The organism is Variovorax sp. GW821-FHT09D07, assembly GCF_059416345.1.
Genome location: NZ_JBWKOY010000003.1, coordinates 881,389 through 902,079, shown reverse-complemented (window position 1 = coordinate 902,079; position 20,691 = coordinate 881,389). Strand labels below are relative to the sequence as shown.

General features: G+C 67.7%; 18 protein-coding genes. 6 read left to right on the top strand and 12 right to left on the bottom strand.

Annotation, left to right across the window (positions count from 1 at the left end):
• Nucleotides 1–9 precede the first annotated feature (9 nt).
• The 4 genes from cphA to AC07OX_RS15590 all read left to right on the top strand — a co-directional run bounded on the left by cphA (nucleotide 10) and on the right by AC07OX_RS15590 (nucleotide 4,157).
• Nucleotides 10–2,577 (top strand): cyanophycin synthetase, encoded by a 2,568-nt coding sequence (gene cphA, locus AC07OX_RS15605; protein WP_354345567.1) that lies wholly within the window; start codon nucleotides 10–12, stop codon nucleotides 2,575–2,577.
• 206 nt (nucleotides 2,578–2,783) lie between these two features.
• The gene (locus tag AC07OX_RS15600; protein WP_495261992.1) at nucleotides 2,784–3,200 is read left to right on the top strand and encodes a hypothetical protein; all 417 of its coding nucleotides are present in this window, start codon (nucleotides 2,784–2,786) and stop codon (nucleotides 3,198–3,200) included.
• 47 nt (nucleotides 3,201–3,247) lie between these two features.
• A complete protein-coding gene (locus tag AC07OX_RS15595) occupies nucleotides 3,248–3,739 on the top strand; it encodes a hypothetical protein (protein WP_095747442.1) in 492 nt (163 codons plus the stop codon).
• Between the two features lie 148 nt (nucleotides 3,740–3,887).
• Complete coding sequence (locus AC07OX_RS15590) at nucleotides 3,888–4,157, top strand: hypothetical protein (protein WP_062480564.1); 270 nt, start codon at nucleotides 3,888–3,890, stop codon at nucleotides 4,155–4,157.
• 49 nt (nucleotides 4,158–4,206) lie between these two features.
• On the opposite strand, the gene AC07OX_RS15585 is transcribed toward AC07OX_RS15590, so the two are convergent.
• From AC07OX_RS15585 to AC07OX_RS15540, 10 genes are read right to left on the bottom strand one after another with little or no spacing between them, the layout of a single operon-like run.
• The gene (locus AC07OX_RS15585; protein ID WP_354345572.1) at nucleotides 4,207–5,124 is read right to left on the bottom strand and encodes a dihydrodipicolinate synthase family protein; all 918 of its coding nucleotides are present in this window, start codon (nucleotides 5,122–5,124) and stop codon (nucleotides 4,207–4,209) included.
• Nucleotides 5,125–5,133: 9 nt separating this feature from the next.
• On the bottom strand, nucleotides 5,134–6,870 hold the full coding sequence (locus AC07OX_RS15580) for an IlvD/Edd family dehydratase (protein ID WP_487848028.1): 1,737 nt from the start codon (nucleotides 6,868–6,870) through the stop codon (nucleotides 5,134–5,136).
• A gap of 10 nt (nucleotides 6,871–6,880) precedes the next feature.
• On the bottom strand, nucleotides 6,881–7,903 hold the full coding sequence (gene yjfF / locus AC07OX_RS15575; RefSeq protein ID WP_495261991.1) for a galactofuranose ABC transporter, permease protein YjfF: 1,023 nt from the start codon (nucleotides 7,901–7,903) through the stop codon (nucleotides 6,881–6,883).
• A complete protein-coding gene (locus AC07OX_RS15570) occupies nucleotides 7,900–8,934 on the bottom strand; it encodes an ABC transporter permease (protein ID WP_495261990.1) in 1,035 nt (344 codons plus the stop codon). Before AC07OX_RS15570 ends, yjfF begins: the two co-directional genes overlap by 4 nt.
• The gene (locus tag AC07OX_RS15565; RefSeq protein WP_495261989.1) at nucleotides 8,931–10,451 is read right to left on the bottom strand and encodes a sugar ABC transporter ATP-binding protein; all 1,521 of its coding nucleotides are present in this window, start codon (nucleotides 10,449–10,451) and stop codon (nucleotides 8,931–8,933) included. Before AC07OX_RS15565 ends, AC07OX_RS15570 begins: the two co-directional genes overlap by 4 nt.
• A gap of 7 nt (nucleotides 10,452–10,458) precedes the next feature.
• A complete protein-coding gene (gene mmsB / locus AC07OX_RS15560; RefSeq protein ID WP_495261988.1) occupies nucleotides 10,459–11,664 on the bottom strand; it encodes a multiple monosaccharide ABC transporter permease in 1,206 nt (401 codons plus the stop codon).
• The gene (gene mmsA, locus AC07OX_RS15555; RefSeq protein ID WP_495262002.1) at nucleotides 11,651–13,177 is read right to left on the bottom strand and encodes a multiple monosaccharide ABC transporter ATP-binding protein; all 1,527 of its coding nucleotides are present in this window, start codon (nucleotides 13,175–13,177) and stop codon (nucleotides 11,651–11,653) included. Before mmsA ends, mmsB begins: the two co-directional genes overlap by 14 nt.
• A gap of 26 nt (nucleotides 13,178–13,203) precedes the next feature.
• On the bottom strand, nucleotides 13,204–14,274 hold the full coding sequence (chvE, locus tag AC07OX_RS15550) for a multiple monosaccharide ABC transporter substrate-binding protein (RefSeq protein WP_495261987.1): 1,071 nt from the start codon (nucleotides 14,272–14,274) through the stop codon (nucleotides 13,204–13,206).
• 12 nt (nucleotides 14,275–14,286) lie between these two features.
• The gene (locus tag AC07OX_RS15545) at nucleotides 14,287–15,252 is read right to left on the bottom strand and encodes an ABC transporter substrate-binding protein (RefSeq protein WP_062480580.1); all 966 of its coding nucleotides are present in this window, start codon (nucleotides 15,250–15,252) and stop codon (nucleotides 14,287–14,289) included.
• A 37-nt stretch (nucleotides 15,253–15,289) separates the two neighbouring features.
• Nucleotides 15,290–16,744, bottom strand: coding sequence for an aldehyde dehydrogenase family protein (locus AC07OX_RS15540; protein ID WP_495261986.1), 1,455 nt, complete (start codon nucleotides 16,742–16,744; stop codon nucleotides 15,290–15,292).
• Nucleotides 16,745–16,891: 147 nt separating this feature from the next.
• Between AC07OX_RS15540 and AC07OX_RS15535 the strand changes: the two genes are divergently transcribed.
• Complete coding sequence (locus tag AC07OX_RS15535) at nucleotides 16,892–17,851, top strand: LysR family transcriptional regulator (RefSeq protein ID WP_369644706.1); 960 nt, start codon at nucleotides 16,892–16,894, stop codon at nucleotides 17,849–17,851.
• Here AC07OX_RS15535 and AC07OX_RS15530 read toward each other — a convergent pair whose 3' ends face one another.
• Entirely contained in the window at nucleotides 17,852–18,652 is an 801-nt protein-coding gene (locus tag AC07OX_RS15530) for an SDR family NAD(P)-dependent oxidoreductase (protein ID WP_495261985.1), read from the bottom strand.
• A gap of 108 nt (nucleotides 18,653–18,760) precedes the next feature.
• Between AC07OX_RS15530 and AC07OX_RS15525 the strand changes: the two genes are divergently transcribed.
• The gene (locus AC07OX_RS15525) at nucleotides 18,761–19,705 is read left to right on the top strand and encodes an SMP-30/gluconolactonase/LRE family protein (protein ID WP_495261984.1); all 945 of its coding nucleotides are present in this window, start codon (nucleotides 18,761–18,763) and stop codon (nucleotides 19,703–19,705) included.
• Here the strand turns inward: AC07OX_RS15525 and AC07OX_RS15520 are convergent.
• Nucleotides 19,702–20,616: a LysR family transcriptional regulator gene (locus AC07OX_RS15520; RefSeq protein ID WP_493196101.1), complete on the bottom strand. Its 915-nt coding sequence runs from the start codon at nucleotides 20,614–20,616 to the stop codon at nucleotides 19,702–19,704. The two genes, AC07OX_RS15525 and AC07OX_RS15520, sit on opposite strands and share 4 nt — an antisense overlap.
• Between the last annotated feature and the right edge of the window lie 75 nt (nucleotides 20,617–20,691).

The following is a 20,691-nucleotide window of genomic DNA, read 5'->3' as shown; positions in this document are numbered from 1 at the left end:
CGTAGCCCCATGAAAGTCACCCGCATCCGCGCCCTGCGCGGCCCCAATCTCTGGAGCCGCCACACCACCATCGAGGCCGTCGTGGCCTGCGAAGGCGACGAAAACGCCGTCGGCAAGCTCGACGGGTTCGAAGCCCGTCTGCGCGCCCGCTTCCCGACCATCGGCGAGCTGCACCCGATGGTGCTCGGCCAGCCGCTGGCGCTGGCCCACGTGCTCGAGAACGCCGCCGTGGCGCTGCAGGCCCAGGCCGGCTGCGCCGTCAACTTCGGCAACACCGCGCCCACGACCGAAGAAGGCGTGTACCAGGTCACCGTGCAGTACACCGAGGAAGACGTGGGCCGCCGCGCCCTCGCGCTGGCCGAGGAACTGATCCAGGCCGCGCTGGCCGACACCGCCTTCGACGCCGACGCCGCCATCACCGAGCTGCGCGACCTCGACGAGTCGGAGCGCCTGGGCCCGAGCACCGGCTCCATCGTCGACGCCGCCGTGGCGCGCGGCATTCCGTACCGCCGCCTCACCAGCGGCAGCCTGGTGCAGTTCGGCTGGGGCTCCAAGCAGCGCCGCATCCAGGCCGCCGAAATCGACAGCACCAGCGGCGTGGCCGAATCGATCGCGCAGGACAAGGAACTCACCAAGCAGTTGCTCAACGCCGCCGGCGTGCCGGTGCCGCTGGGCCGCCCCGTGAGCAGCGCCGACGACGGCTGGGCCGCTGCGGAAGAAATCGGCCTGCCGGTCGTGGTCAAGCCGCAGGACGGCAACCAGGGCAAGGGCGTGACGGTGAACATCACCACGCGCGAGCAACTCACTTCGGCCTACGACTCGGCCGCCGTGTACGGCGAGGTGATGGTCGAGAAATTCCTGCCCGGCTTCGACTTCCGCCTGCTGGTGGTGGGCGACCGCCTCGTGGCCGCCGCGCGGCGCGATCCGCCGCAGGTGATCGGCGACGGCAGCTCCACCGTGCGCCAGCTGGTCGACACCGTGAACCTCGACCCGCGCCGCGGCGAGGGCCACGCCACCTCGCTCACCAAGATCCGCCTGGACGACATCGCCATCGGCCGGCTCGAGTCGCAGGGCCTCACGCCCGAGAGCGTGCCCGAGCTGGGCCAGCGCGTCGTGCTACGCAACAACGCCAACCTCTCGACCGGTGGCACCGCCACCGACGTCACCGACACCGTGCACCCCGAAGTGGCCGCGCGCGCGGTCGATGCGGCGCAGATGGTCGGCCTGCACATCTGCGGCGTCGACATGGTCTGCGAGAACGTGCTGCGCCCGCTCGAAGAACAGCACGGCGGCGTGGTCGAAGTGAACGCCGCGCCCGGCCTGCGCATGCACATCTCGCCCTCGTTTGGCCGCGGCCGCGCGGTCGGCGAGGCGGTGATGGACACGCTGTTCGCCCCCGGCGACGACGGCCGCATTCCCGTGGTGGCCGTCACCGGCACCAACGGCAAGACCACCACCGCGCGCCTGATCAACCACATCATTGCCTCCAGCGGCCTGCGCACCGGCATGACGAACACCGACGGCGTGTACGTCAACGGCCGCCAGACCGACAGCGGCGACTGCAGCGGCCCCAAGAGCGCGCGCAACGTGCTGATGCACCCCGACGTCGACGCGGCCGTGTTCGAAGTGGCCCGCGGCGGCGTGCTGCGCGAGGGCCTGGGCTTCGACCGCTGCGAGGTGGCCGTGGTCACCAACATCGGCAGTGGCGACCACCTGGGCCTGAACTACATCACCACGGTGGAAGACCTGGCGGTGCTCAAGCGCGTGATCGTGCGCAACGTGGCCGCTGACGGCTACGCGGTGCTCAACGCAGCCGACGTGAACGTCGCCGCCATGGCGGCCGGCTGCCCTGGCAACGTGATCTTCTTCACCGCCGACCGCATGCACCCGGTGATGGCCACGCACCGCGCGCAAGGCAAGCGCACCGTGTACGTCGACCAGGACACGCTGGTGGCCGCCGAAGGCTCGTGGCGCGAACGCATCGCGCTGCGCGACGTGCCGATCACGCGCGGCGGCACCATCGGCTTCCAGGTCGACAACGTGATGGCCTCGGTGGCCGCCGCGTGGGCCGTGGGCCTCGATTGGGACACCATCCGCAGCGGCCTGTCGAGCTTCATGAACGACGCGGCCGGCGTGCCCGGGCGCTTCAACGTCATGGACTACCGCGGCGCCACCGTCATTGCCGACTACGGCCACAACACCGACGCCATGAAGGCGCTGGTGTCGGCCGTGGACACCATGCCCGCCAACAAGCGCTCGGTGGTCATCAGCGGCGCGGGCGACCGGCGCGACTCCGACATCCGCGACCAGACCGCGATCCTCGGCCAGGCCTTCGACGACGTGATCCTGTACCAGGACGCGGCGCAGCGCGGCCGCGCCGACGGCGAGGTCATGGCGCTGCTGCGCCAGGGCCTGCAGGGCGCCTCGCGCACGCGCCAGATCGACGAGATCCGCGGCGAGTTCGTCGCCATCGACGCCGCGCTGGCGCGGCTGCAGCCGGGCGACCTGTCGCTCATCCTCGTCGACCAGGTCGAAGAGGCGCTGGCCCACCTCGCGCAGCGCATCGCGCAGGGCTGATCCGCCCGCCCCGCAGCGCAGGAGGCCCGCCCTCCTTGCGCTGACGGACGTGTCCCACACGCAGGGGCGCGTCCGGCCCGCTCCACGGCGTGCGGCTTGTCCCACAGCCCCGCGCCACCGGCCGGCCCACACTGGGTCACCGGTCGCGCCCTGCGTTCTTTTGTTTCTGTTTTCTGTTCGCACGGCGCGCCCCTTCAGGAGCCCCGATGACGACCCACACCTTCCGTTCCACGCTTTCAACCGCTGCCCTCGTGGCCGTCGGTGGCTTCTTCATGGCCGGCGCGCCGCTGGCCTCGGCCCAGGCGCCCGGCAGCGACGCGCGGATGCAAAAGGAACGCGCCACCTGTGACGGCGTGCAACAGGACCGCGCGGCCTGCCTGCGCGAAGCCGGCGCCGCGCGCCAGGAAGCCGGTCGCCACGGCCTGACCACCCCCGGTGCGGAACGCGAAGACGCCAACGCGCTCGCACGCTGCCGCGAACAACCCGTGGCCGACCGCGCCGACTGCGAAGCGCGCATCCGCGGCGGTGCGCGCACCTCCACCGAAGGCAGCGTGATGGGCGGCGGCGTGATCCGCGAAACCGTCACCCCGCTGCCACCACAGCCCGTGCAGCCGGTGCGCTGATCGCGCGAGGCCGGCCTTCACCCCGATACGCCAACAAGGAGCACACCATGCCAAACAATGCGCGTTCGATGATCTTTGCCCTGCTCGCACTCAGCGGGCTGGCCACCACCACCATCGCCACGGCCGCCCGTGGCGACGGCGGCGGCAGCACCTACCAGCAGGAGATTGCGGTCTGCGGCCACAACCAGCAGGACCGTGCCGCCTGCATCCGCGAAGCCGGCGCCGCGCGCCAGGCCGCGGCGCGCGGCGGCCTCACCTCCGCGCCCGACTACCGCGCCAACGCCGTGGCCCGCTGCGGCCTGCAGCCCCCGGCCGAGCGTGCCGACTGCGAGGCCCGCGTGCTGGGCAGCGCGGGCAACATCCGCAGCAATGTCGATGGCAGCGTGATGGGTGGCGGCGTGATCCGCGAATCGGTCTCGACCCGCGTCGTGAACATACCGGCCGCCACGTTGCCGCCGCCGATGGCCGCCCCGATGCCGGCACCGATGCCTGCGGAACCGATGCCGATGCCCATGCCGCGCCCCGTGCCGGTGCAGTGACCCGGTGCGCATCGCCCGGAATGCGCCTCGGTGATAACACCGACGACACGTTCGCGGGCGATGCCCTCGTTTGTCATCAAATCGTCACAAAATACAGGCATGTGCTAGCTATAGTTCCCGGTCCCTGCCAACCGAGGAACACTTTCCCATGAATGCCATCAAGGTCGCTCGCCGATTCATTGAAACGGACCCGGCCAACGAATCGGCCAAGATCCTTGCCCAACTCGTGCTGGCGCTCGAAGCCGAACGCAGCTTCGAGTTGATCACGCTCTACAGCCTCGACTACAAGAGCTTCCAGCTTGCGATGGACATCCTGAAGGAGTGGCGCCTGGACCGCTACTACGCCAGCAAGTCCAAGCTGTTCGATCTCTCGCTGCAAGTCACCGAGCTCGAAGCGGGCAACAGCGCCGCTTCCTGAGCCCGTCCCATGGCGGTCCGGTACCTGGCGTACCCGGGCCCGCCTGTTTTCATTTCCCCCAGCGCAACACCAACGGATCGAGCCGCCGCGCCGTCTCGATGAGGCCCGCGCGCGTCTCGGGATGCAGCGCGGGCAGCGGATGCCGTGGCGCTTCGCAGGCGATCACGCCGCCTTCCTTCATGAGCGCCTTGCAGGCCAGCAGGCCCGCCTGGCGGTTCTCGCAGTTGATGAGCGGCAGCCACCGCTGGTACAGCGCGAAGGCCTGGTCGCGGTCGCCTGAACGGTGCGCCTCGATGATCGGGCGGATGCCGTCGGGATAGCCGCCGCCGGTCATCGCACCGGTCGCGCCGGCATCGAGGTCCGACATCAGCGTGATCGCTTCTTCGCCGTCCCACGGCCCTTCGATGGCATCGCCACCCAGACGGATCAGCTCGCGCAGCTTCGACGCGGCGCCGGCGGTCTCGATCTTGAAATACGCAACCTGCTCGATCTCTTTCGCCATGCGCGCGAGGAACGGCGCCGACAGCACCGTGCCGCTGGCGGGTGCGTCCTGGATCATGATCGGAATCGTCACCGCATCCGACAGCCGCGCGTAGAACTCGTGGATCTGCGGCTCGGGCACGCGGAAGGTCGCGCCGTGGTACGGCGGCATCACCATCAGCATCGCCGCGCCCATGTCCTGCGCGCGACGGCTGCGCTCGGCGCAGACCTGGGTGCTGTAGTGCGTGGTGGTCACGATCACCGGCACGCGGCCCTTCACGTGCTCGAGGATGGTGCGCGTGAGCACCTCGCGCTCTTCGTCGGACAGCACGAACTGCTCGGAGAAATTCGCGAGGATGCACAGCCCGTCGGAGCCCGCGTCGATCATGAAATCGACGCAGCGCTTCTGGCTTTCGAGATCGAGCGCGCCCTGTTCGGTGAAGGTGGTGGGCACCACCGGGAAGATGCCGCGGTATCGGGGGGTCATGGTGTGGGGTCAGTGGGAGTGGCGGGGAACGGCCGAGCCTCTGCAGCCGACCAGGAAATCGAAGTCGCAGCCTTCGTCGGCCTGCAGCACATGGTTGACGTAGAGCTTCTGGTAGCCGCCGCCGCGCGTGCTCATGGGTTGCGCATCGGATGCGGACAACGAAGCGAGCCGCGACGCCAGCTCCTCGTCGCTGATGTCCAGGTGCAACCGCCCCGCATCGCAATCGAGCTCGATCCAGTCGCCATCGCGCACCGCCGCGAGCGGCCCGCCGTCGGCCGCTTCGGGCGCGACGTGCAGCACCACCGTGCCGTAGGCCGTGCCGCTCATGCGCGCGTCGGAGATGCGCACCATGTCCTTCACGCCCTGGCGCAGCAGCTTCGGCGGCAGGCCCATGTTGCCCACCTCGGCCATGCCGGGGTAGCCCTTGGGGCCGCAGTTCTTCAGCACCATCACGCAGCTCGCGTCGATGTCCAGGTCTTCATCGACGATGCGGGCCTTGTAGTGCTCCAGGTTCTCGAACACGACGGCGCGGCCCCGGTGCTTCAGCAGCTCGGGCGTGGCGGCCGAGGGCTTGAGCACTGCGCCGCGCGGCGACAGGTTGCCGCGCAGGATGCGGATGCCGCCGTCGGCGATGAGCGGGTTGTCGAGCGGGCGGATCACCTCGTCGTTCAGGCTCGGCGCCTCGCGCACGTTGTCCCAGAGCGACTGGCCGTTGACGGTGAGCGCACCCGGGTGCGGCAGCAGGCCGTGCTCGCCGAGACGGCGCAACACCGCAGGCAGGCCACCTGCGTAATAGAACTCTTCCATGAGGAATCGCCCCGAAGGCATGAGGTCGACGATCGTCGGCGTGTGGCTGCCGATGCGCGTCCAGTCTTCCAGTTCGAGCTCGACGCCGATACGCCCCGCGATCGCCTTCAGGTGGATCACCGCATTGGTCGATCCGCCGATGGCCGCGTTCACGCGGATCGCGTTCTCGAAGGCCTCGCGCGTGAGGATCTTCGACAGCGTGAGTCCGTCCTTGGCCATCTGCACCGCGCGCGCACCCGACATCTGCGCCAGCACGTAGCGCCGCGCATCGACCGCCGGAATCGCCGCGTTGTGCGGCAGCGAGGTGCCCAGCGCCTCGGCCATGCAGGCCATGGTGGAGGCCGTGCCCATCGTGTTGCAGGTGCCCGCCGAGCGCGACATGCCGCCCTCGGCCGAGAGGAACTGGTGCAGGTTGATCTCGCCCGCCTTCAGCGATTCGTGCAGCTGCCACACGGCCGTGCCCGAGCCGATGTCCTTGCCGTCGAGCTTGCCGTTGAGCATCGGCCCGCCCGTGACCACGATGGCCGGGATGTCGCAGCTGGCCGCGCCCATCAGCAGCGCGGGCGTGGTCTTGTCGCAGCCCGTGAGCAGCACCACCGCATCCACCGGGTTGCCGCGAATGGCTTCTTCCACGTCCATGCTCGCGAGGTTGCGCGTGAGCATCGCGGTGGGCCGCAGGTTCGATTCGCCGTTCGAGAACACCGGGAACTCGACCGGGAAGCCGCCCGCCTCCGAGATGCCGCGCTTCACGTGCTCGGCGATCTTGCGAAAGTGCGCGTTGCAGGGCGTAAGTTCCGACCAGGTGTTGCAGATGCCGACGATGGGGCGGCCGTCGAACTCGTGGTCCGGGATGCCCTGGTTCTTCATCCAGCTGCGGTACATGAAGCCGTTCTTGTCGGCGGAGCCGAACCATTCGGTCGAGCGCAGTTTCTTTGTCATGGGGAAATGGTCAGCGGCGCGGGGCGCGCGAGGTGAAGAAGCGTTGGAGCAGGCAGAACACGAAGAGCAGCGCGCCGACCACGATGCGCGTCCACCACGAGCTCAGCGTGCCGTCGAAGGAAATCAGCGTCTGGATGATCCCGAGCATCAGCACGCCGAAGAGCGTGCCCGCCACGTAACCCACGCCGCCGGTGAGCAGCGTGCCGCCGATCACCACCGCCGCGATGGCGTCGAGTTCCAGCCCGAGCGCATGCAGGCCGTAGCCCGAGAGCATGTAGAAGGTGAAGATCACGCCCGCCAGCGCCGAGCAGAAACCCGAGAGCGTGTACACGCCCACGAGCGTGCGGCGCACCGGCAGGCCCATGAGCATCGCCGAATGCTCGCTGCCGCCGATGGCGTACACCGCGCGCCCGAAGGGCGTGCAATGCGCGATGAAGATCGCGGCCAGCAGCACAGCGATGGCGATCACCGCGCTGACCGACACCGAGGCCTCGCCCCAGATGGGAATGCGGATCTGCGAGACCTCCGAATAGAACGCGTTGGTGATGCTGATCGAGTCGATGCTGATGAGGTAGCACAGCCCCCGCGCGAGGAACATGCCCGCCAGCGTGACGATGAAGGGCTGCAGCCGGAAGCGTTCGATGAGCAGCCCCATGAACGCACCGAACGCCGTGCCCATCGCCAGCACCAGCGGAATCACGATGGCTGGGCTCCAGCCGTGCTTCTCGACCAGCGAGGCCGACACCATCGTCGTGAGCGCGATCACCGAACCCACCGAGAGGTCGATGCCGCCCGAGAGGATCACGAAGGTCATGCCGACCGCGACGACGATGAGGAAGGCGTTGTCGATCAGCAGGTTGAGGAACACCTGCGCCGAGAAGAAGCCGTCGTAGAACACCGAGCCCAGCGTCGCCATCAGCACGAACAGCGAGATGGTCGCGGTCAGCGGCAGGTATTTCGGATTGAGCCTTGCCTTGCTCCCACGCACGGGAGCGGGTGGGGCCGAGGGCGCCGCCTCGATCACCGCGCTCATGCCCTGCTCCCGTCATGCACCGGCCGCTGCACCAGCGTGCGAACCTCCGACCTGAACTCCGGCGACTGCATCAGCATCACCACGAACACCACCACCGCCTTCACCACGAGATTGATCTCCGGCGGCACGCCCAGCGAATAGATCGCGTAGGTCAGCGTCTGGATGATGAGCGCGCCGATCACGCTGCCCACGAGGCTGAAGCGCCCGCCCGTGAGCGCCGTGCCGCCGAGCGTGACTGCGAGGATCGCATCGAGCTCCAGCAGCTGGCCGGCGTTGTTGCCGTCCGCGCTCTTCACGTTCGAGCTGATCAACAGGCCCGCCACGCCCGCGCACACGCCGCAGAACGCATACGCGCCGACGACCAGCCGCCGCGCCTGGATGCCCGCCACGCGCGCGGCCGTCGGGTTGATGCCCACCGCCTGGATGAACAGGCCGAGCGCCGTGCGCGTGATCGCCAGGTACAGCAGCGCGAACACCGCTGCCACGATGAACAGCGAGAACGGCAGCCCGAGCAGGTAGCCGCTGCCGAGGAAGAAGAAGGGCTTGTAGTAGATCGTGATGATCTGCCCGTCCGCGACCAGCTGCGCGATGCCGCGCCCCGCCACCATGAGGATCAGCGTCGCGATGATCGGCTGCATGCCGACCTTGGCGACCAGCAACCCGTTCCACAGGCCGCACAGCAGCGCGACACCGAGCGCCGCGAGGATCGCAAGCGGCATCGGGAAGCGGCTCACGTCGCTGGACACCGAGCCGCCGATCATCCAGGCCGCGACCGCCGCCGCGATGGCCACCACCGCGCCCACCGAGATGTCGATGCCGCGCGTGGCGATCACCAGCGTCATGCCGAGCGAGACCAGCACCAGCGGCGCTGCGCGGTTCACGATGTCGATGAGGCTGCCGTAGAGATGGCCTTCGCGCCATTCGAGGTGCAGGAAGCTGGCGTTGAACGCGGTGTTGATCGCGAGCAGCAACAGCAGCGTGATGACGGGCCAGGCGAGCCGGTGGCTCATGAGGGACGAAAAGCGGTTCATGCTGCAGCAATCATTTCGTAGACCTCGTCCTCGGTCGAACCACCCGGCAGTTCGCCCACCTTCTGCCGGTCGCGCAGCACCACGATGCGATGCGCCACGCGCACCACCTCGCTCATCTCCGACGAGATGAAGATCACCGCCATGCCGGCGCGCGCGAGCCGCAGGATCTCCTCCATGATTTCCTGCTTGGCAGCCACGTCGATGCCGCGCGTGGGCTCGTCCAGGATCAAGAGGCGCGGCTCGGTCGCGAGCCAGCGCGCGATCATGGCTTTCTGCTGGTTGCCGCCCGAGAGCAGGCCGATGGGCGTTTCGACGCTCGCCGTCTTGATGCCCAGCGAGGCGACGAAACGCTCGGCCATCACGGTCTGCTCCGCGTGCGAGAGAAATTTCCGCGTGCCCAGGCGGGCCTGCAGCGCCAGCGCGATGTTCTCGCGCACCGACAGCTCGGCCACGATGCCGTCGGTCTTGCGCTCTTCGGGGCACAGCGCGAGGCCTTCGCGGATCGCATCGGCCGGATTCGAAAAACTGACGGAGCGGCCGTCGATCTTCAGCACGCCACGGTCGGGCGATTCGAGGCCGAACAACAGGCGCGCAAGTTCGGTGCGGCCCGCGCCGAGCAGGCCGGCAATGCCGACGACCTCGCCGGCACGCACGCGCAAATCGGTCGCCTGCAACTGCCCCGCCTGCCCCAGCCCTTCGGTCTGCAGCAACGCCGGTGCGGCCTCATCGAATGCAGGCAGCGCGGCAGGTCGTGCCGACTGCGCAGCCAGCTCGCGACCCAGCATCGCCGCGATCAGCGCCTGCGGGCCGAGCGCTGCGGCCTTCCACTCGCCCACCCAGTTGCCGTTGCGCAGCACGGTGATGCGGTCGGACACCGCGTACATCTGGTTCAGGAAGTGCGTCACGAAGACGATGGCCAGGCCTTCGCCGCGCAAGCGCCGCAGCACCTCGAACAGCTTCTCGACTTCGTCGTCATCGAGGCTCGAAGTCGGCTCGTCGAGGATCAGCACTTTCGACGACACGCCGAGTGCCCGCGCGATCGCCACCATCTGCTGCACCGCGACCGAATAGCTCGACAGGAGCCGCGTCACGTCGATGTCGAGCCCGATGCGCGCCAGCAGTTCTTCTGCCCGGCGGTTCACCGCGGCCCAGTCGATGCGAAAGCCCTGCATCGCACCGCAGCGCGGATAGCGCCCCGCGAACACGTTCTCCGCCACCGAGAGGTTCGGGCACAGGTTCACCTCCTGGTAGACCGTGCTGATGCCCAGCTTCTGCGCCTCCAGCGGCGAGGCGGGACGGATGGCTTCGCCACCGAGGAACATCTCGCCGCCGCTCGATGGCAGCACGCCCGTGAGCACCTTGATGAGCGTCGACTTGCCCGCGCCGTTCTGCCCCATCAGCGCATGGATCTCGCCCGGGTAGAGCCTGAGCTGCACATCGTTCAGCACGGAGATGCCGCCGAACTGCTTGTGGATGCCCCGCAGTTCGAGCACCGGGCTGGCGGTTCCGTCGGTCATGCGCCTGCTACTTGTTCTTGTTGTAGACGTCGATGAACACCGCCGCCAGCAGCACCAGCCCCTTGATGACCTGCTGGTAGTCGATGCCGATGCCGAGGATCGACATGCCGTTGTTCATCACGCCCATGATGAAGGCGCCGATCACCGCGCCCATCACCCGGCCCACGCCGCCCGAGGCCGAGGCGCCGCCGATGAAGCAGGCCGCGATCACATCGAGCTCGAAGCCCAGGCCCGCCTTGGGCGTGGCCGTGTTGAGCCGCGCCGCGAACACGAGCCCCGCCAATGCGGCCAGCGCACCCATGTTCACGAAGGTGAGGAACGCGAGCCGCTGCGTCTTCACGCCCGACAGCCGCGCGGCCTTCTCGTTGCCGCCCAGCGCATAGATGCGCCGGCCGATGGTCGTGCGGTTGGTGACGAAGTCGTACACCACGATCAGCACCGCCATCACCACCAGCACGTTGGGCAAGCCCTTGTAGGTCGAGAGCAGGTAGCTGAAGAAAAGAATGATCGCCGCGAAGAACAGGTTCTTCACGAGGAAGAAGGCGTACGGTTCCTGCTCCATGCCATGCGCCTTGAGCTTGGCGCGCCCGCGCAGCTTGAAGAACACCAGCGCCGCGGCCGCCAGCGCGCCCACGATCAGAGAGGTGGTGCGCACCGTGTCGCCGCCGAGCGGATCGGGAATGAAGCCCGAACTCAGGCGCTGGAACTCGACCGGAAACGGCCCCACCGACTGCCCCGCCAGCAGCGCCAGCGTGAGCCCCTTGAACACCAGCATGCCCGCGAGCGTGACGATGAACGAGGGGATCTTGCGGAACGCGACGAACCAGCCCTGCGCGGCGCCGATCACCGCGCCGGCCGCGATGCTGATGATCGCGGTCGGCACGAAGTGCCACTCGTACTCCACCATCAGCACCGCCGCGAGCGCGCCGATGAAGCCGCAGACCGAGCCCACCGACAGGTCGATGTGCCCCGCCACGATCACCAGCAGCATGCCCAGCGCCATGATGACCACGTAGCTGTTCTGCAGCAGCAGGTTGGTGAGGTTCAGCGGGCGCAGCAGCGTGCCGTCGGTCAGCACCTGGAACAGCACCATGATCGCGACCAGCGAGATCAGCATGCCGTATTCGCGCAGGTTGTTCTTCAGGAAGCCCACATGGAGCTTCGGTGCTGCAGGTACGGCGCTCTGCACCGCGTTGGCTTTAGGCAGCGACATGGACAGAGCTCCCTGCGCTCACGATCGCATGCATGATGCGCTCCTGCGACGCCTCGGCCGCCGTGAACTCGGCCACGAAGCGGCCCTCGTTCATCACGTAGATGCGGTCGCACATGCCGAGCAGCTCGGGCAGTTCGGAAGAAATCATGAGAATGCCTTTGCCCTCGCTCGCGAGCTGGTCGATGATGGTGTAGATCTCGTACTTGGCGCCCACGTCGATACCGCGCGTGGGTTCGTCCAATATCAGCAGTTCCGGCTTGGCGAAGAGCCACTTGCTCAGCACCACCTTCTGCTGGTTGCCGCCCGACAAATTGACCACCAGCTGCTCGACGCCCGCGCAGCGGATGTTCAATGCCTTCTTGAAGTCATTGGCCACCTTGAACTCGCGGCCATCGTCGATCACCGCGCGCTCGGCAATCGCATCGAGGTTCGCGAGGCTGATGTTCTTGCGGATGCCTTCCTCCAGCACCAGCCCGAGGCCCTTGCGGTCTTCGGTGACATAGGCGATGCCGTGGTCGATGGCCTTGCGCACCGTGCTCACGTCCACGGGCTTGCCGTGCATCAGCACCGAGCCGCTGATGCGCTGGCCGTACGACTTGCCGAACACGCTCATCGCAAGCTCGGTGCGCCCCGCGCCCATGAGGCCCGCAATGCCAACGATCTCGCCCTGGCGCACATGCAGGTTCACGCCCTTGATCTGCTCGCGGTCGGCGTGCAGCGCGTGGTGCACGCGCCAGTCGCGCACCTCCAGCACCGTCTCGCCGATCTTGGGCGAGCGCTGCGGATAGCGGTGTTCCATGTCGCGCCCCACCATGCCGCGGATGATGCGGTCTTCGCTGATCGGGTCGCTGCGGCAGTCGATGGTTTCGACCGTCGCGCCGTCGCGCAGCACGGTGATCGAATCAGCCACCTTGGCGATCTCGTTGAGCTTGTGCGAGATGAGGATCGACGCGATGCCCTGGCGCTTCAGTTCCAGCAGAAGCATCAGCAGCGCATCGCTGTCGTTCTCGTTCAGGCTCGCGGTGGGCTCGTCGAGGATCAGGAGCTTCACTTCCTTCGCCAGCGCCTTGGCGATTTCCACGAGCTGCTGCTTGCCGACACCGAGGTCGGTCACCAGCGTGGTGGGCAGCTCCTTCAGGCCCACCTTCGCAAGCAGCTCGCGCGTCTTCGCATAGGCCGCGAACCAGTCGATCACGCCGCCGCTCGCGATCTCGTTGCCGAGGAAGATGTTCTCGGCAATCGAGAGCAACGGCACCAGCGCGAGCTCCTGGTGGATGATGATGATGCCCAGCTTCTCGCTGTCGGCGATGCCCTTGAAGCGGCGCAGCTCGCCCTCGAAATGGATCTCCCCGGTGTACGAGTCGCACGGGTAGACGCCGCTCAGCACCTTCATGAGCGTCGACTTGCCCGCGCCGTTCTCGCCGACCACCGCGTGGATCTCCCCCGCGCGCACCGCGAGGTTGACGTTGCTCAGGGCCTTCACCCCGGGAAACGTCTTGGTGATCCCGCGCATCTCGAGGATCGTGCGTTCTCCGCCGTTCACTTGACCTGGCTTTCCTTGTAGTAGCCGCTGTCCACCAGCACCTGTTTCCAGTTCGAGGCGTCCACGCTCACCGGCTTGAGCAGGTACGAGGGCACGACCTTGATGCCGTTGTTGTAGGTCTTGGTGTCGTTCACCTCGGGCGTCTTGCCCGAGAGCATGGCGTCGACCATCGCGACCGTCACCTTGGCCAGCTCGCGCGTGTCCTTGAACACGGTGGAGCTTTGCTCCTTGCGCAGGATCGACTTGACCGAGGGAATCTCCGCGTCCTGCCCCGACACCACCGGCATCGGCTGCGAGCCCGAGCCGTAGCCCACGCCCTTGAGCGACGAGAGGATGCCGATGGAAAGACCGTCGTACGGCGACAGCACCGCATCGACGCGGTCCTTCGTGTAGTAGGCCGACAGCAGGTTGTCCATGCGCGCCTGCGCCACCGCGCCGTCCCAGCGCAGCGTGCCGACCTTGTCCATGCCCATCTGCTTGCTGCGCACCACGAGCTTGCCGCTCTTGATGTACGGGTCGAGCACCGACATCGCGCCGTTGTAGAAGAAGAAGGCGTTGTTGTCGTCCGGCGAGCCGCCGAACAGCTCGATGTTGAACGGGCCCTTGCCGCTCTTGAGGCCCAGCGCCGCCTCGATCGATTGCGCCTGCAGCACGCCGACCTGGAAGTTGTCGAAGGTGGCGTAGTAGTCGACGTTCTTCGAGCCCTTGATGAGCCGGTCGTAGGCGATGACCTTCACGCCCTTGTCAGCAGCCTTTTGCAGCACGTCGGACAGCGTGGTGCCGTCGATGGCCGCGATGACCAGCACCTTGGAGCCCTTGGTCACCATGTTCTCGATCTGCGCGAGCTGGTTCGGAATGTCGTCGTCCGCGTACTGCAGGTCGGTCTTGTAGCCCTTGTCCTTGAAGTACTTGACCATGTTGGCGCCGTCGGCGATCCAGCGCGCCGACGACTTGGTGGGCATCGAGATGGCGATGAGGCCCTTGTCCTGCGCGTGGGCCAACGGCGTGAAGCCGACGACGGCGAAGGCCAGGCCCGCGAGCGAGGCCTTGAGGAAGTTGCGTTTCATGTCGGTCGGTCCTCAGTACTTGCGGTTGGGAAACTCTTTGGCCGCGACTTCCATCGGGAAGATGCCTTCTTCCGTGACGATGCGCTTGGGCAGCGTCTTGCCGGCCTTGATGTCCTTCACCGCGCTCATGAGCTGCGGCCCGAGCAGGGGGCTGCATTCCACCGACACGTTGAGCTTGCCGGCGATCATGGCTTCGAAGGCGCCCTTCACCCCGTCGATGGAGATGATGGTGATGTCCTTCGCGGGCTTCATGCCGGCCTCTTCGATCGCCTGGATCGCGCCGATGGCCATGTCGTCGTTGTGCGCGTAGAGCACGTTGATCTTCTTGCCCTCGGCCTTGAGGAAGGCTTCCATCACCTCCTTGCCCTTGGCGCGCGTGAAGTCGCCGGTCTGCGAGCGGGTGATCTTGAACTTCGGGTCGGCCTTGATGATTTCCTCGAAGCCCTTCTTGCGGTCGATGGCGGGGGCCGAGCCCACGGTGCCCTGCAGCTCGACGATGTTCACCTCGCCCTTCTGGTCCTTCATCTTCTCGACCAGCCAGCGGCCGGCCTTGCGGCCTTCCTCGGTGAAGTCGGAGCCCATGAAGGTCACGTAGAGCGAGTCGTCCTTGGTGTTCACGGAGCGGTCGGTCAGCACGACCGGGATCTTGGCGGCCTTGGCTTCGCGCAGCACGGTTTCCCAGCCCGACTCGACCACGGGCGAGAACGCGATCACGTCCACCTTCTGCGCGATGTACGAGCGGATGGCCTTGATCTGGTTTTCCTGCTTCTGCTGCGCGTCGGAGAACTTCAGTTCGATGCCCGCCTCCTTGGCCGAGGACTTGATCGACTCGGTGTTGGCGGTGCGCCATTCGCTCTCGGCGCCCACCTGCGCGAAGCCGAGCACGAGTTTCTTCTGCGCGAGGGCGGACACGGGCAGCATGCTGCCCAGGGCTGCGGCGGCGAGCGCGGTGTTGAGGGTGCGGCGATTCATGGTCATGGTTGTCTCCTTCTTGATGAGTCTGTGATGTGTTCGGTCAGGCCAGCATGTAGCCGGTCTTCACCGTCGTGTAGAACTCCGCGGCGTGGCGCCCTTGTTCGCGCGGCCCGTAGCCCGACCCCTTGCGGCCGCCGAAGGGCACGTGAAAGTCCACCCCCGCGGTCGGCAGATTGACCATCGTCATGCCGACCACGGCATGGCGCCTGAAGTGCATCGCGTGCTTCAGCGAATTGGTGCAGATGCCCGCGCACAGGCCGAAGGGCGTGTCGTTGCACAGCGCGAGCGCCTCGTCGTAGTCGCCGGCGCGCAGCACGCAGGCCAGCGGCCCGAAGATCTCTTCGCGTGCGATGCGGTGCCCGGGTTGGGCCAGGAAGAGCGCGGGGCTCATGTAGTGGCCGGCGGTGGCACGCTGCAGCGCTTCGCCTCCCCACACGTGCTCCGCGCCCTCTTCGCGCGCGATGTCGATCCACGCGAGGTTCTGCGCCAGCCGCTCTTCGTCGGCCACGGGGCCGATGTCGATGCCGCGCTCCAGCGCGTGGCCGATCTTCAGCGTCTTCAGGCGCTGGCGCAGCTGCGCCACGAAGGCGTCGTGCACAGCGGCTTCGACGATGAGGCGGCTCGATGCGGTGCAGCGCTGGCCGTTGGAAAAGTAGGCGCCCTGCACCGCGCAGTCGACGGCGCGGTCCAGGTCGGCGTCGGCCAGCACCACCAGCGCGTTCTTGCCGCCCATCTCCAGCTGCACCTTGGCGCGCCGTGCGGCCGCGGCCTGCAGCACGCGTTCGCCATTGGCGGCCGAGCCGGTGAAGCTCAGCGCATCGACCAGCGGGCTGTCGACCAGCGCCTGGCCGGCTTCGCGCCCGCTGCCCATCACGAGGTTGAACACGCCGGCCGGCAGCGTGGCGCGGCCGATGATGTCTGTGAGCGCCCAGCCGCAGGCCGGCACCAGCTCGGCCGGCTTGAAGACCACGCTGTTGCCGTGCGCCAGTGCCGCGGCGATCTTGGAGGCCGGCACGGCGAAGGGCGTGTTCCACGGCGTGATGAGGCCCACCACGCCGACCGGTTCGCGCGTCACGTCGACCTGCACGCCGGCGCGCACCGAGGCCACGTTCTCGCCACCGCCGCCGCGCAGGGCCTCCCCCGCGAAGAACTTGAAGATCTGGCCCGCGCGCGCCACCTCGGCCACGGCCTCGGGCAGTGTCTTGCCGACCTCGCGCGCCAGCAGCAGGCCCAGCTCGTCCTTGCGGGCCAGCAACTCGGCGCCGATGCGGTCGAGCACGTCGGCGCGCCGCTGCGGCGTGCTGTGGCTCCAGTGCACGAAGGCCTCGCTGGCCGCGCGGATCGCCAGCTCGACCTGGCGCCGGTCGGCACGTGCGTACTCGGCCACCACTTCGCTGGTGTCCGATGGATTGACGCTGACACCGGTGGTCGCGCTGGTTTCCCAGCGGCCGTTGATGTACTGGCGCACGCTCTGCCGAAGCTCGCCGTGGATCACCGTGGCGTTGCCTTGTCTCTGTTGTTATGGGACTGGGGCGGAAGTCTAGAAACGATTTCGATATCGATCCAATCGTTTTTTAGACAAAATGCATATCAATCGGTGGATTCTGGAAAACCCCGTCAGACCTTCGTTCGCACCCTCTTCATGAACACCTACAACCACTGGTTCATCCGCGCCCGCCTCAAGACCCGCCAGCTGCTGTTGCTGGTGGCGCTGGCCGAGGAAGGCAACATCCACCGTGCGGCGCAGGTGCTCAACATGACGCAGCCCGCCGCGTCGAAATTGCTGAAGGACCTGGAAGACGTGCTCGAGGTGCCGCTGTTCGAGCGCCTGCCGCGCGGCATGCGCCCCACCTGGTACGGCGAGACCATGATTCGCCACGCCCGCGTGGCACTGGCCAGCCTGAACCAGGCGCACGACGAGCTCACCGCGCTGAAGGCCGGGCGCCTCGGCCAGGTGAACGTGGGCGCCATCACCGCGCCGGGCCTCACGCTGATGCCGCCGGCCGTGGCGATGGTCAAGCGCGAGCAGCCCGACCTGCGTGTGTCACTGGAGATCGAGACCAGCCCGGTGCTGCTCGAGCGGCTCGAGCAGGGCAAGCTCGACATCCTCGTGGCGCGGCTGTTCGCCGAGCACGACAAGTCGCAGCTGCGCTACGAGGCGCTCACCGAGGAGCCCGTGTGCGCGCTGGTGCGCCCCGGCCATCCGCTGCTGGGCGTGAGCGGGCTCACGCTGCGCGACGTGGTGGGCGCCGGCTGGATCGTGCCGCCCGCGGGCAGCGTGCTGCGCCATCGCTTCGAGCTGATGTTCCAGGAGGAAGGCCTGGCGCCGCCGGGCAACATCATCGAGAGCCCGGCGCTGCTGTTCATCACGCGCATGCTGCAGCAAAGCGACATGGTCGCGGTGCTGGCGACCGACGTGGCACGTTACTACGCGTCGCACGGCATCGTGTCGCTGCTGCCGCTGGACATGCCCTGCCACATGGACGCCTTCGGCATCATCACGCGCACCGACCGGCTGCTGTCGCCGGCCGCGAAGGTGATGATGAAGGCGCTGAAGACCGCGAGCATGAGCGTCTACGGACGCAAGCTCGAGATGGACTGATCAGGTCCAGCCGGCGTCCACGGTGAACTCTTGTGCCGTGCACATCTTCGCGTCGTCCGACGCGAGGAACAGCACCATGCGCGCGATGTCTTCCGGCATCAGCTTGTCGGGCAGGCACTGGTTGCGGTGCAGCGCCTTCTCGCCCTCCTCGTCGAGCCACAACGCCACCTGCCGCTCGGTCATCACCCAGCCGGGCGAGACGGTGTTGATGCGGATGCGGTCGCGGCCCAGCTCCACCGCGAGCCCGCGCGTGAGGCCGTTCACCGACGACTTGGCGATCGCGTAGCAGGGGTAGCCCGAGCCCTTGGTCTGCCAGCCCGTGGAGCCGAGGTTGATCACCGAACCGAAGCCCAGGCGCTTCATGCCCGGCACCACCGACTGGATCGCGAACAGCGCGGGCCGCTCGTTGATGGCCATGCGGTTGTCGTAGTAGTCGGGCGTGACCGATGCGAGCGTGTGGCGGTCGTCGCTGGCCACGTTGTTGACCAGCACCGCGAAGTCGCCGAGCTCGGCGGCCGCGTCGGCCACGGCCTGCTGCAGCGCGCCGATGTCGCGCACGTCGCAGGCGCGCCACCACGGCGCGGCGTGGCCGGCTTCGGCGATCTGCGCGGCGAGCGCCGCGCTGGCAGCTTCTGCAATATCGACAAAGGCCACGCGCGCGCCCTGCGCCGCGAAAGCAGCGACGATGGCCGCGCCGATGCCGCTGCCGCCGCCGGTGACGAACACGGTGCGGCCCTTCAGGCTGGGATGGATGGAAAGCTGAGGGGAATTCAAGGAAAAGGTCTCCAGGGGGCATCTCATGACATTGCAAAACACATATCAATCGATGCAGTTATTTTCAATTTCTATTATCAATATGCCTTGATACGATCCGCCGCGTCAAGGCGACATGACATTCAGAAAGAACAAATGAACATGCAAGAGACAAGCGCCCCTTCTTCGCCGCTCGCAGCGCCCCGCGTGCTCGGCACCCCCGAATGCCTCTGGCCCGCCGCCGCCGACCTCGGCGAAGGCACGCTGTGGTCGGTGCGCGAGCAGGCGCTGTACTGGATCGACATCCTGCAGCCGCGCCTGTTCCGCTACGACCCGGCCACGGGCGCGCAACGCACCTGGCATTTCGACGAAGAGATCACCGCCATCGCCGAGCGCGCGTCGGCGCCGGGCCTGTTCCTCACGCTGCGCCGCGGCTTCGCGCTGTTCGACACCACCGCGCCCGGCGACACCACGAAGCCGCACTACCTGCACCAGCCCGAACCCGAGCGCACCGGCAACCGCTTCAACGACGGCAAGTGCGACAGCCGCGGCCGCTTCTGGGCCGGCAGCATGGACTTCGACTGCAAGGCGCCCACCGGCGCGCTCTACCGCTTCGACGCCGACGGCCAATGCACCCGGCACGACGACGGCTTCGAGGTGACCAACGGGCCGACATGGTCGGGCGACGGCCGCACCATGTACTTCAACAACACGGCGATCAACACGATGTACGCCTACGACTTCGACATGGAAGCCGGCGCGGTGTCGAACAAGCGCGTATGGCACCGCTTCCCGAAGGGTGACGGCCTGCCCGACGGCATGACCACCGACGCGGCCGGCCGCCTGTGGATCGCGCACTGGGACGGCGCCTGCGTCACCTGCCACGACCCGGTGAGCGCCGCCGAGCTGTGCCGCATCGCGCTGCCCGCGAGCAACGTGACCGACTGCGCCTTCGGCGGCGCTGACCTGCAGACGCTCTACATCACGACGGCGCGCAACAGCCGCACCGAAGAACAGCTGAAGAGCGAGCCGCTGGCCGGTGGGCTCTTCTCGGTGCGCATCGACAGCCCGGGCGTGCCGGCGGCACTGTTCGCGGGCTAGGCCGCCCCGGGTCCCTCGCGCGGCTGCAGCGACGGCAGGTGCGCCGCCGCGAAATCGGCGAACAGCCGGGCCCGCGCGAAGCTGCCACGGGACGAGGGCCACACCGCGTGGACCGGAATCCTCGGCGACTCGAACTCGGTCAGCACCAGTTCGGCCTGCCCGCTGTCGAGCAGGTCACGGATCTGCCACAGCGGCGTGAAGAACAGGCCCAGCCCGCTCAGCACGGCCGCATAGATCGCGGCGGTGTTGTCGGCGCGGAAGCGCCCCGTCACCTTGACGCGCTGCAGCGTGCCGTCGACCGTGAAGGGCCAGTGCGCGTCGCTGCCGTGCGTGGTGCGCACCACGCACTGGTGGTCGGCCAGGTCTTCGGGCCGCTGCGGTCGCCCGTGCCGCGCGAAGTACGCCGGCGAGCCGAACACCACCAGCCGCAGCTCGCCGAGCGGCTTGGCCGCCAGTTCGGAATCGGGCAGCTCGCCGATGCGGATGGCCAGGTCCAGCTCGCCTTCGATCAGGTCCACGAAACGGTCGGAGGCCGTGAGTTCGACCTCCATGTCCGGGTAGCGCTGCATGAACGCGCCGATCAGCGGCACCACGAAGGCCGGCGCGAACTGCACCGGCGCGGCCACGCGCAGCAGCCCCCGCGGCGAGTCGAGCTGGCTGCTGGCCTCGACGGCCGCCGCATCGAACTCCGCCAGCGCGGCCCGCACGCGGCGGTGGTAGGCCAGCCCCACTTCGGTGACCGACGACTGCCGCGTGGTGCGGCGAAGGAGCTGCACGCCGAGGCTGCGCTCGAGCACGCTCAGCGAGCGGCTGATCGATTGCACCGAGCGCCCCAGGTGCCGGGCCGCCGCGCTCTGGCTGCCGTGGTCGACGATGGCCACGAAGGCCCGGATGTCCTGAATCTGGTCCATGGATTCTCTCGGTCTGGATGAAGGTCTATGGCGGCGCGCGTGGCTTCCCGATGGCGCCTGCCGTTCGTATCTTCG